Here is a 12949-nt window from a genome sequence, read left to right as displayed (position 1 = left end):
TTTCCTAACAGTTAATTTTTAGGAGGCAGGAGGCAGGAGGGTCACAATAATTCCTACTCCCTACTCCCTACTTTTTTACCGTGCAGCAGCTTTACGTCCACCTGTTTGTAAAGCACCGCCACCTCTTAATCCTGTCCAGCCAATAATAATGTACCCAACAGATAATAAAAGACTACTAATTCCAATCCGTAAGCCAGATTTCCAAGCATTGTCTCTTGCTTGTTTTTCTGCATCTTCCTTACGCTGACGAATTTGTCCTTTTCTTTGATTCGCCAGTGCTTGAGGATCTGTTTGTTGGTCAATAAATTTGTCCAGTTCTTGCGGATTAGCTTTAAACTTCTGGAGTAAGTCTTTCTGTGATTGCGGCAATTGCGGATTTGCCAGAGCTTGTTTATACTTTTGATCATCTTTGAGCAAGTCAGCAAACTGCGCCCTGGCTTGGGCGCGGAGTTGTTCTAATTGCGCTTTCCCCTGATCTGTATTGAGTTGCGCCTGAAATTGATTCAACTGGGTGTCTAGTTGTTTTTCTGCTTGATCAGCTTCTTGAGTAATTTGAGTGACAGTTTGTGCTTTGGCTTGATTGACATTGTTCAGGTGCAAGGGAAAAATCAACAAGAAAATTAGACCCAAGACACTAGAAAGTATAAACGCTGGCAATCGTAAATCGATACCTTTAGGGCCACCATCACTAGCACCATCAATCCAATAGCCAATCAACAGAGAACCTAAGCCCACCATAGGTACAATCCCCCGGTCAACTAGGGCTGTTGCTAAGTTAATTTGCCAGCCACGATCAGTAGGTTGAAAGGGTAGCAATAAAATTAGAAAGTCTAGCAAAAAGGACAAAATTAAAACTGCCCCAATCACTTTGAGACCAAGGGCTGCGTTCCCGGAAGTAAAACGATTAGTCATATTTTCCAAACTTAATAGTGAGTCAGAGTGATTGTCCTATTTAAAGTTACTGGAATATTGTTCCTGTAACTCTGCCTGTTCAATAAAACTATCTCTTATATAGAAAAGGCAAAGGTAATCCTAGTGGATACCTGTAGGTTTGAAACTACACCACGGTAGCACTAGTTAACTTGAGTGTCTTCAGAAAATACATGGTGTTTGAAGATACGAGATTAGCTGATATTAATCAAAAAAACAACTTTTATTTTCAGCTTCTACTCTCTGGTTTTTCGCAAATAAACTGACTGCTGAAGCACTTCCTGCCAAATAGACAAATCCTCTGGTCGGTCAACATCAGCTAAAGTTGGTAAGTATATAGATGAGACACCCAAGTCAGCCGCAATATCTACAGTTTGTTGTAATACCTGAGAAGTTCCCCAATCGATGTTAGCGAATAATTCCGGGATGAAGCGACGCACACCAATTAAGTAGTAACCACCGTCAATAGCTGGCCCTAGTACCAAATCAACAGTTTGTAGTTCTTGAAAAGCTGTTGCCAAAATTTGAGATGTCACACCAGGACAATCGCTACCAATGATAATTATATATTCAGCATTTTTGCGGAAACTATCAACCAGCGATCGCGCCATCCTTGTACCTAAATCGCCTTCACCTTGAGATGCGTAAAGTAATTCCCCACCCAACCAATCTTGCATTAACTCCAAACCACCACCAGCAAACCGCACTTCCACAGAAACACCAATCGTCTTTTGTAATTCTCCAACTTGCAACAGAGTATATTCTGTCATTTGCTGTTGCAGATGAGCAGCACCAACACTACCCAAAGCTGGTATCAGCCGAGTTTTGGTCTTTCCTGGTTCTGGATAGCGCGTAAAAATAATCAAGTGCTGCTTTTGGACTTCTGATAATTTCAGCACGTAATAACCTTAACTGTTAGCGACTCAAATATTTTAATAGCAATACTTATCGTTTTCATTAGCACTAGAACGTTCTCTGCCCTTTCGCATTGCGCCTAAAATCGTAGAAACATAGACACATCGCCTAGCCTTGCCATTTTTATAACTGTATAAAGTAATTTGTCCTAACGTTCGCAGTGATGTATTAGTACATTCGTCTCCAGGCTGATAAACTGGACAACCTTGGTGGTTAAAAACAACACGCCAAATTGCTTGAGAAGTATGTTTTGGTACAGTCGTCTCAGATGTATTGCGATTATTTAAACTTTTATCAATCAGAATATTAGTCTCTAAATTCTGCCATAAATTGGCATTATTATTCACAGCATCAGAAATAAAAAAATTAGCATCTGCTCGATGAACTGCCCACTTCACAACATTATTTTCCTCACGAAAACTTACTTGCCAACTCACTTTTTCTTTTAGAGCTTGGCTTTGAGCTTGACGCATAGCCAAATAAACTTTATCTTGAGCAGTATTAAGACGACTTCTATCTACAAAAGCTAACCAATTTGGTAAGAGCAGCCCAGCTAAAATACCAAAGATTAAAACAATGACTAAAATCTCCGGTAATGTAAAGCCACTACAGGAGTCCACATATAAGATATTTTTTAACTTACCCCTATAAAATAAATGCACCTGAAAATACTTCTACAATTAATTTAATGATCACGTACCAAGTTTAATTTCCAAAAGCTATGCAGTTTTCATTATGATTTTGTTAAGTATTTTTGTTGATATTTTTGTTGGTAGAATAACTATTATAGCAATTTTAAGTAGTAACTTAAACGTAAAATTAACTCGCTTTAATCTTGCAGTATCGTAAATAAAAAATAAGTATAAGAACCTAGCAGCCAATATTCCTTTTTTTCGATTAAATGGTTCTTGGAGAGATTTACATACTAGATATTTATAAAGGTTAGTTAGGCTTAAATTCCAAACATTTTTATTTACTAATTCTCTAGTATGATATGCACCTTCTAAGACATATAAACAAGCCTTTTCTTGTCTAACTAAATTAGAAGATAACGAATTAGCACTGACTCTATACAAAATTTGCACTTTCGGGACACAAACAAAAGAATATCTAGCAGCTAACCGCAACCACATATCCCAATCTTGAGCAGCACTTAGTGATTCATCAAAACCGCCTAATTCAATTAAAGCTTCTCTATAAATTAATGGATTAGAACCATTTTCTAAAAAGTTACTTACTAACAATCTCTCATACACATCACCATTAACAGTAATATGACTTCCAGAAACTAAAAATTTACCATTTTCATCTATATAATCAGTCCAGCTATAAGCAACCTTCGCATCAATATTATCTTGCAAAGCCTCTAACTGACTTACCAACTTATCAGATGTCCAAACATCATCCGCATCTAAGAAACTAATAAATTCTCCAACTGCTTTCTGTAGTCCTCGGTTGCGGCTGACATTACCACCAGCATTCTCAAAAGAAAATACCTTAAGGCGTGAGTCTTGAATTTGTGAAACAATATCTAAAGTTGAATCTGTCGAACCATCATTAATGACAATCAACTCAAAATCTGTAAAACTCTGGCTCAATACAGAATCTATAGTTGTTTTAATAGTTCTTTCGCTGTTATAAGTTGGAATAATTACAGAAATTTTGGGAATATTTTGAATGACATTAGTCATAATTTATCTAAATTATCTACAAATTTATTAGACAAATAGCATCGTAAAGCATATAAAGGACTCATCATACTAGCCCAATAAAACTCTATTTCAAAAAGTGCAATCAAATTACTGCTTAAACCTCTTCTATACTTAATCAGATGATTTAAAATTCGCCGCAAATTTCCCAAAACAGTTTTGCATAAAATCATTGGTTTTTGCCAATTTTTAGCATTGATTAACCGGAGTTGGAAAATACACAAACCGCAACCACGAGCCAAATTTAACAAATAACTCTTCTCAAATCGCCAGCGAGGAATTTGGTGATAAGTGTGCATGTTGGGGTTATACCAAATTTGCCAACCACCTCGGTGTATGTAAAGCAATGGTTCATAATCATCTCCTTGAACAAATACACCAGGTAATTTTCCAGTCAATGACGGTTTCTGCGGAACATAATCACGCCACACTTGTTTGCGGACAACAAGTGCTGCCGCAGGTGGTAGCCTTAACTTATCTGGTTCAAATTGATGTGCTTCACTTCCGTGTTCTCTGATAGCAAGAAAACCTTGAATTTTTTCAAAATTTTCTGGTGGTTTTACTTCATAATTACCATGAATTTGACCACTCCAAGCGCCAGCTTGAGGATATATATCTCCAAAAGCATAAGCTTCTGCTAACCAATTAAGATCGGGTAAATTATCGTCATCTAAAAAAGCTACTAGCTCACTTTTGGCCTCGTATATTGCTCTTAATCTTGCAAACGCAGCACCTTGCTGAGTTTCTAAAAAGTATTTTACTGGCACCTTATGGCTAAAAAGCTTTTGATAGTCCCGAATTATAAATTCAGTATTGTCTGAACTATTATTATCAATAATAATAATTTCCCATTGTAGATTCTCTACATTTACTTGAGTCAAAAGCAAATCTAGAAGTTTAGGTAATCGACTAGCTCCATTGTATGTAGGAATAGCTACAGTAATATCATAGTTATTTTTCAATATCTCATTCATAATAATTATTTAGAGTTAAAATAACCTTCATTAAATAAATAAAATGGACTAATAAAACTACTTATGAATAATTCCATTTCACAAGCTACCACTAAATCAATTTTGATTTTTGTGCCATGTCTAAGCAAGTGAGCTATAATTTTGCGTAAGTCATTTAGCATATAAATCAGAAGTACAATTGGTTTATGTGCAGGTTGTATGTTAATCATTCTAGTAACGTAGCGGCTAAGTCCAATTCCTGCAAAAAAAGGAAGTAAATAATCTTTTTGCAATCTAGAATTTGGTATTTGATGATAAATTTCCATACTGGGGTGATACCAAACTTCCCATCCTGCCTTTTGGATGTAACATAGTACTTCTAAATCTTCACTAGTGAGCATATTACCAGGGGTTCTACCAGTTAATATGGTTTTTTGTGGTACGCTTTCTAACCAAGCTTGTCGCCTCACAACTAGTCCCGCAGAGGGAGGTAATAATTTCTTTTTAGGTTCGTAGAGTAAAGGTACATCTCCACGTTCTGTAATTGCTAAAAAAGGAGCAATACGTCTTTGAAAATCTTCTGATGGTTCTGTTTCCCAATCTGGATGAATTTGACTACCATAAGCTCCAGCTTGGGGGTATTTTTGAGCAAAAGTATAAGCCTCTGCTACCCAATTTAATAGCGGGTAGTTATCGTCATCAAGAAACCCTATCAATTTACCTGAAGCTTCTGCTACTCCACGTTTTCGTGCGTAAGCTGCTCCTTGTTTGGCTTCAAATACATACTTTAAAGGATAGGGATATCGCCAATTTGCTTGATAACTTTGAACAACTTCGGCAGTATTATCTGTACTGTTATTGTCTACAACAATAATTTCCCAAGTGATATTTTCAGTATGTTGTTGATTTCGCAGTCTTTCTAGTAGTTCAGGTAGGCGAACTGCTCCATTGTAAGTTGGAATAGCAACGGTAAAATCTAGGCTTTTAGTCATGTCTTGATGGTTGTTTTTTTTGAGATTCTACTTTAAAAATGTGAAGAATAAAATGTATGTACAACACTCCTAAATAGAGTGTTGTTTATTTTAATTAATCAATTGCTAAACAGGTAAGATTTAAACTCGGTAATCTGTACCTGATATTACAATTTTGCTATCAAAACGTAGTTATATGTACCGTATTTTTATGGATTTTTTTGCTAAATTTTAATTACACTCACTATCTCTGACTTTGAGAGTTGAGCCTAAAATGCTTTTTACTATCACACATCGCTTTATAGTATTGTTAGATGCAGCAACGACAATTTTTAATCCGGGTGGTTCTGTAGAACCTGTTGGTGGTGTACCAAAGTTTGTAGGTAAAGTCAAAGTCCCCATATAGTCAAAGGTAATTTTTGTAGGTGCAGTTAAACTATATGAGACGGAAGAACCAGCAGTGTTTTCACTAGTAAGATTTGAACCAAGTAAAAATTTATTAGAAGCAACATTTAATTCTGCTAATAAAGGCTTCCATGCAATTTCACTAGACTTGAAATCAGTACCATCATCTTTTTTCGTGCGATAAATAGCAACTTCTATAACTTTGGTTGTGCTATTTTTCTGAAAGCTGACACTGTAACTTAGTTTTTTCTGTTTAGCTTGTTGCTGTGCTTCTTGTATTGCTGCTAAAACAGCATCATTGGCTTTATTTACCTGCTGTCGGTTAACAAAACTAAACCAGCTAGGAAGGGCGATCGCTGCTAAAATACCAATCATTAGAAAGACTACGATTATTTCTATAAGTGAAAAACCATCATCACTTGTAGTTGCTTCATTATGGTTATAGTTAAGTTTTTTGATTTGGATAAATTCATGTGCCAGGGAAAAGCCTAGGTTTGACATTAAAACATCGGTATTTTTCTTGCTTTTCATAGTTCAAAATTACAGAATTTTACAGAAATTAGATATTTATTTACTAAATATAAAACTGCGTCCTTCTACACGAATTTTAGTTGTGGGAAAATAAACATTTTGTGCCTTAGAGTAAATTATTTTGCTTTCATCATCAGTCAGTCGAGCTAGTGCATTTCCACGTAAGTAAATTTCAGCAATACTGCGATTTTCTTCAGTCAAAGAAGTAACACAAGCATAAAAACCTGTCATTGTTATACCGGTTGGAACTACTACCATATTAGATGGACAACTTGCACTTGGTACTTCCTTATTATTTGTAGTAGCACTTTGATCAACAAAATCTATCAAAACTATAGGTTTTTGGGTATATGCTTGTGATGTTTTAGTCCAACTATTCATTTTTTCTGCTAAAGTTTTATCTTTTTGAGAAAGATTTAATACTTGAAATCCATCATCAGGACATTGACTAAAGATGCTAGTTGTATCATAAGCTTTAGTACACTTGCTACCATTTTTATTAAGTACACCATCTTTAATCTGAAATCTAGCAATTCTAGCAGCCTTAGACCAAGGCTTTGCCTTGTCTTGAATTAAATAGTAAGCAACTAAAGAGTTAACAAAAGCATCATCATAAAATGTCTTGTCTTTGAGTTTTGTAACTACCGCATCTTTGGAAATTTCACGTTTCCAAAATACTAATACAGGGATTCCATTTGTGACTGTAGGTAATTGACTTTTAATAGCGTCAACTCCTGTAGCATCATAAATGTAAATAGCTTGTTGTAGATCGCGTGCAATATAATCAGTGGCGGCTTGAATTTCTTGCTCAGAGTTTGCTTTAGCTTGTTCTCTGCGATCTGTTTCTAACATACTTATCATTACCCCCATCAAAGGAGTAATAACTAACACTGCTAATAGCATAGCGACTAAAAGTTCAATTAATGTAAAACCATCATTTGTTGATTGTTTATAAAAATAATTGAATTGTTTTTTTAAAAGCCACTGCAATACGTTCATTGTAATGGTACCTCCGAAATAAAATATTTTGGTTACTGGAATTTATCTAGAACCATGAATTTTTAACTACAACCACCAATGCGAAGACATAAATTGTTGTATGAAGGTTGCCCTGTAACAACATCAGTGGTTATTTCTAGTAATGGTGCTTTGCGATCGCCTAATCCTTCTGCAACTGTCTTTTGTGTTACCTTATTGGGGGCATTTTTTCCCAAAGCACTACTGTCTCGAAAGCCATCTGCTCTGTAAACCCTTATTTCTAGTTGATATCCTGCTGTTGCATCGGTTGTTGCTTTGTTATAACGAAATGCTTGAATTACAAAATCCCGGCTGTTATCACTCGTACATTTGCCATCAGTATTGCCATCTATACAAAATAAATTGTTGGCTGGTGTTGCAGGTACAATACAGTATTTATTTGCATCACAGGTAAGGCTTCCTGCTGTGGGAACACCAGATGGTGTTGTATTTGTCTCTGCTGGAGGATCTATGGTTCTAGCTTGAACACCATCTATGTATGTTTTTGCAGCTTGAGTTGCTAGTTCTACACGTCTGCTTTGTAGGCGAGTCGCTGTAGACATAACTAATACTGGTGCAATGGCAGTTAACAAAATTGCGGCTACAAGTAGAGCTACTAGTGATTCAATAATGGTAAAACCAGACTCGTCTGAATAAGTAAATAATCGTAGTAATTGATGTGATTTCATAGTTACCAATTCAGCTAATTTTTGACTTCAACTCATGATTAAATTTGCTTTTGAGTTATTTAATTTGTCCTCTCCCAGTGTATTTATTACAAATAAGCTGGGAGAGTAATTGCTACCGATTCTTTTTAATCGGGTTTAATTTTGACACTGGCTAGGACGTTGATTTTTTGGTAGAGCATATTTAGTACTCTTTTTCTTACTGGATTCTATTTGTATCTCAAATCCAGTACCGAATCCGTCTTTTGTCGTTGTGTCCTGAACTGCACATAACAGAGCTTGCACCCAAGGATCATCCCGTGACACTTCTCGATAGTATTCATCTGGTGGGTCAGTGGTGGGAATTACAAAGCGTTGGGCAAACAAGTCTGGAGTTTGTGATAAGAGTCCTACATCAAAACCCCAGTTACGTAAAGGTGGCATGTAATAAGGTGCTAGTCCTATACCCGCACTGTCTGAGTGATAGTAGCTATTCTGACGTTCTGAAAATAAACTGTTGGCAACAGCGTTGCCGCTTGGAGATGGCCTTACAAATACTTGGAAAGGAGCCGTAGCGTAAATACTACGTTTAAACTGGATAAATGAACCAAGAATATTAGCTTTAACGTCATCCCAGTTCTCTAAAAAGCGAGGAAAGTTATGTAAGCCTCCATTAATTTCATAGTAAGGATTAGTAGTGTTGCCAACACGAATTGGGGTATCACCAGCAGCAATTACCAAGTTAAATGTAGTTTCTGTAGCTTTAGGCAACCACTTAGTATTCTTGACACGCTCACTTTCTGTACCTAAGTCAGTTATTTTGCCGTAGTCTTTTTCGTCTGAAGGGGTGGCTTTAGGTACGTTGATTTGCAAAATTGGCTCTAAAATCGGTTGATCAGTTGATGTAGCACCAGTTGCGAATCTGTAGAATAGGCGAGTTTCTTTGTTGTAGTACTTTCTCGTTAATAGTGGCGGGTTGGCATTCTGATTTTTCTCTACAGTTGTAAACCAGAGAGCATTATCTGTTGCGTTAGGTACAGATCCTGAAGCATCAACTTTACCTGATACAATTCCTAAAGCGACAGGAGGTTTAGTAATTGCTGTTGGATTGATTATGTTGTTATCTACATCAAGTAACCTACCACTCGAATCTCGTTTGAATGCAACTCGACGAGGAAATTTTGTATAATCTTTTTCTGTTGATTTTCCCTGGTCGATTATTTTTGCTGCTTTTGCGGTTGTTCCAGCTATTAGTTTTCCAACATCTTGACCGACTACATCACTAGATTTTTTAGTTGTATCTGCATCTAAACCGATATACCAATCAGTTGCACTACATTCAGCAACATCTAACTTAAAACACATCTCCATGACGTACTCTGGAAAGTTAACACGGCGCTGAATAGGAGTGACGAAATTATTGAAGTAGGAACTGTTAGCACCAGCAGCAGTATTACTACTTGAATAAAGAGTATCTGTGAAATTGCGGGAAGTAACAAAGTTGTTGTCCCAAAAACCACTTTTCAGACGATTGTTTTTGACTGTGGCTGCATCACTAGTATCGGTGCGGTTGTTTCTCAAATCAAAGTCACCATCGCTGCGATACCCTTCCTTAAAGTTGCTTGACAATAAAGTAACAGCGTCAGCTAAAACAGAAGCAGGTCGCCATTTTTCACCTTTATCACATTTAGGTAATCTCGGATCGTTAGGACGGCAAGCGAAGTTGGTATTCGTTGATTTACGTTTATAAAAATTACTCCAGTAATCGCTAGAACTCAGGGTATAGTCAGTAAATTCTTCGTGTTCGTGTTTATTAAACTCACCCTGAATATAAACTGGTAAATCTGTAGTGAGAATTAAGCCTTTTTCTTCTGCTCTGTAATCTGTTTTTCGACTTAAATCTGCGCCATTAACCAACATAATGGCGTTGGGGCGGCGGTTGGGATCAAGTTTATAGTCGGTGGCACTGACGTTAGCACTTGAATCGCTGCTATCGGCTTTAGCATCATCACGGGTAGCATAAATAACGCCACTATTAGGCAACAGGTATTCATCAGACCAGGTATCAGTAATTGCTTGCTTACGAAGTATATCTAGATCAATTTTAGTGGCACGAATTTCTAAAGGCTGACGTTGTTCCATTTCCAGGTCATATTGTCCCGTTGCTGGTGTCAGTTTATCTATGCTTTTGATTTGCCTAGCGTCAAGAAAGGCTGTTTCTTTAATCGCATCATTAGGAACTAAAGTTGCATTCCGCGTAAGAGTACCATCAGCAATTTCTAAGGCACAAATGGTAGAATCAATGGCTGCTTGCTCTGACAGGCTGAGGGGTTTAGATGTTGCTTTTTTCAAAGCCTGACGCAAGAGGGGATTAACAAATTGTCCATTAGGGAATACCAAGTTAGCTTGATACTTCAAGCGTTCTGCCAAACCAACAGTTTTTTTAGCTACATCAGCAGCAGTAGCAGAAGTGCTAAATAACCCATTGGCATCTGTAGTTAGCCCTCTGGTAATATCGGCAGATGATGTCTTAGAAACCTCATAACTAAAGCCATTATTAGATTTGTCTATCTTAGTTGCGTCATTAGGGTCATAACCATCAGTTGTTGCAGTGGTTAAATTTGTAGGGTTGTAGTAGCTACTAACGCAAGCAATTGGCTTTTGATAGTTATCACCAGTTTTTGGATCGTAAGGGTCTTTATTGTAGTGATAAACTGCCGTAGCACGCATGACCAAATGACCACGAGTTTGTTTGCTAGGATTGGTGGGGTCACTAGGATCTGGTACTACCATTGGCATGGTATCAGGCCATACAACTGGTGCGTTGTTTTCTTTTTCCGTTGTATTAGGATTATCAGTAGCTGTGGGCGGTGCTGGTAAATTAGAACCTGCTGGGCTGTATACTCCTGCACCTGTAATTATTCGCAAACCACCAACTACATCTACTGCATCAGCACGAATACTAGCAGCTGATGTTTCCCAATAGCCGTCCCGTCCTGTAACACCAAGGTCTGCTAACTGTCTGACGCGGGTTGTACGGGTGCGTGTTTTGTCGCTATCGGTTTTACCATCTTTTTGTTTCCATTTTTCTCCAGAAATTTCTTCTGTAACATCTTCACCAACAAATTCCTGGCGAGTGCTATTCCATCGCAATTCAGGTAGGTTGTTACCGACAAGAATGCGATCGCCTATTAGTACTTCTGTAACAGGATTCTGGTCAACAGTTTCTGGATCAGTGGCTGGTAACTGGGATTTATCTATGGTTAACTGAGTGTTTGTATCCGTGGGGTATACCCAAGCATCTAGCGGCCGTAGCGAATCATTATCACCTTGTAGAACTTCACTAGATGTATATAAAGTAGTACCAGTTTTAGTGAGTCCAGATGTACCAAAAGGAACTTCCTTGAATGGCACACGCCTAGTACGCTGACGGAAGTAGACTTCTAATTCTTCTTTTCTGACTTTATCTGTGTCTAAGCCAGGGTCTTTGGTTATGCGATTATAGACGTTATCCTTGACTACCTGCGGATCATTACCTTTATCCCGACTGAATTGAGCTTTGACCAAGAAATCAATGCGTTCTGCGTAAGCTTGGCTGTTGTAGGCAACTTCGTTGGGTAAGTTATTAGTAGATTGATTTGTTTCTACTGTTAGCTTTGTATTGGTAGGAGTAGAATTTTCCTTGAATAAATCTACGGTGCTACTGTCGATTTTATCGTAGTTCTCAGCTATGGCAGTATTTGTCGCTACGTTACCACCAATAATTATTTTGCCATTTTCGCGATCGTAGTAGCAAGACTCTGCACTGCTGACTTGATAGAATTTAATAGGGCCAGTACCACTACCTGTAGCTTGTCTGTTAAAGAAATTACTATTAGTAAAAATCCGTCCATTCAAATTTAAAGCAGGGCCTGGTGTAATTTCTAAATCATCTTCATAAACTACGGCATTGTTAGTCAGTGGTAGTTGTTTGCGATCTTGTTGCAATTCTATAGCTGAAAAGCCCAAGTTACCTTTGTAAGCTTTATATTTACTCTGAATAGTCGTGTCAAAAGTACTAATATCCGTGATAGGAACTGTAGCGGCGTAGATAAAAAAGCTCTTCTTCAATTCCCCAGTGATGACTTTATACCAACTAGAACTACCAACTAAGCTTGCACTAGTGCTGCCAGAATCACACACTTTCCCTAATACTGGAGCAGTTCTGGCCTCAAGAGGACTACGTTTCCGCTCAGGATCACTACCGATGTAAGCAGGATTACGAAAGTAAACACCATAGAGAGTAAAGCTATCAAATTTACCATCATTATCAGTATCTACAGGGAATTTCCACGCTGTTTCTAGTACTTCCTTAGATTCTAAAGCTCCATCAGTGGGAGCTTCGATAGTTTTATCTCCATCTATGTCATATCCTAATGTTACTGAAGTTTCGTCACCTAATGTGTAGTTACTTAGTTTAGTCACTAAGGTTTTATAAAGGGTTGCGTCAGATGGTACTGCTCTTGGTAATGTAGGGTCGGTGAATAGTGCATTAAGTTTTGCTTTAGCACGCTCCAAGGCGGGAGTTGCAGCTTGTAGCACAACTTCATTAACTCGCACGTTACTAGCATTTTTAGCTCTTTCAAAAGACCTAAATAAAATGGCGGTAGTCAATAAAACAACCACCAGTGCAACCATAGCTACTGTTGGCAACACAAAACCAGCATTTACAGATTCTCGTCTTCTCCTGCTGAGGAATAAAGTCCGCAGCAGCCAATTAATCTGTTTTTTTATTGTGAATAAAGAGTACTTACTAAGTTTTTTGGAGATGATTTTGATAGTCTTGACTAGCTGGCGTTTTAAAGACATAGCTG

The 12949-nt window shown here is 37.6% G+C and carries 10 protein-coding genes; all 10 read right to left on the bottom strand.

Annotation, left to right across the window (positions count from 1 at the left end; all coding sequences use genetic code 11):
- Positions 1-75 precede the first annotated feature (75 nt).
- A complete protein-coding gene (locus H6G77_RS22420) occupies positions 76-912 on the bottom strand; it encodes an HpsJ family protein (protein ID WP_190588658.1) in 837 nt (278 codons plus the stop codon).
- A 254-nt stretch (positions 913-1166) separates the two neighbouring features.
- Positions 1167-1829 (bottom strand): TIGR04282 family arsenosugar biosynthesis glycosyltransferase, encoded by a 663-nt coding sequence (locus tag H6G77_RS22415; protein WP_190872777.1) that lies wholly within the window; start codon positions 1827-1829, stop codon positions 1167-1169.
- A 33-nt stretch (positions 1830-1862) separates the two neighbouring features.
- Positions 1863-2465, bottom strand: a complete 603-nt coding sequence (locus tag H6G77_RS22410) for a type II secretion system protein (protein ID WP_313954516.1) — start codon at positions 2463-2465, stop codon at positions 1863-1865.
- Positions 2466-2564: 99 nt separating this feature from the next.
- Positions 2565-3536 carry a glycosyltransferase gene (locus H6G77_RS22405; RefSeq protein WP_190872775.1) on the bottom strand — a complete coding sequence of 324 codons (972 nt, stop codon included), beginning with the start codon at positions 3534-3536 and terminating at the stop codon, positions 2565-2567.
- On the bottom strand, positions 3533-4528 hold the full coding sequence (hpsE, locus tag H6G77_RS22400) for a hormogonium polysaccharide biosynthesis glycosyltransferase HpsE (protein WP_190674508.1): 996 nt from the start codon (positions 4526-4528) through the stop codon (positions 3533-3535). Before hpsE (H6G77_RS22400) ends, H6G77_RS22405 begins: the two co-directional genes overlap by 4 nt.
- Positions 4529-4533: 5 nt before the next feature.
- On the bottom strand, positions 4534-5499 hold the full coding sequence (hpsE, locus tag H6G77_RS22395) for a hormogonium polysaccharide biosynthesis glycosyltransferase HpsE (RefSeq protein WP_190588653.1): 966 nt from the start codon (positions 5497-5499) through the stop codon (positions 4534-4536).
- A gap of 210 nt (positions 5500-5709) precedes the next feature.
- Complete coding sequence (locus H6G77_RS22390; protein ID WP_190872774.1) at positions 5710-6414, bottom strand: Tfp pilus assembly protein FimT/FimU; 705 nt, start codon at positions 6412-6414, stop codon at positions 5710-5712.
- Positions 6415-6450: 36 nt separating this feature from the next.
- Entirely contained in the window at positions 6451-7413 is a 963-nt protein-coding gene (hpsC, locus tag H6G77_RS22385) for a hormogonium polysaccharide secretion pseudopilin HpsC (RefSeq protein WP_190588651.1), read from the bottom strand.
- Between the two features lie 62 nt (positions 7414-7475).
- Complete coding sequence (gene hpsB / locus H6G77_RS22380; protein ID WP_190588650.1) at positions 7476-8120, bottom strand: hormogonium polysaccharide secretion pseudopilin HpsB; 645 nt, start codon at positions 8118-8120, stop codon at positions 7476-7478.
- A gap of 135 nt (positions 8121-8255) precedes the next feature.
- Complete coding sequence (gene hpsA / locus H6G77_RS22375) at positions 8256-12944, bottom strand: hormogonium polysaccharide biosynthesis protein HpsA (protein WP_190872773.1); 4689 nt, start codon at positions 12942-12944, stop codon at positions 8256-8258.
- Positions 12945-12949 lie beyond the last annotated feature (5 nt).

The organism is Aulosira sp. FACHB-615 (genome assembly GCF_014698045.1).
Lineage (GTDB): Bacteria > Cyanobacteriota > Cyanobacteriia > Cyanobacteriales > Nostocaceae > Nostoc_B.
Note: the sequence above shows the minus strand (reverse complement) of the source record. Positions and strands in the feature narration are given on the sequence as shown.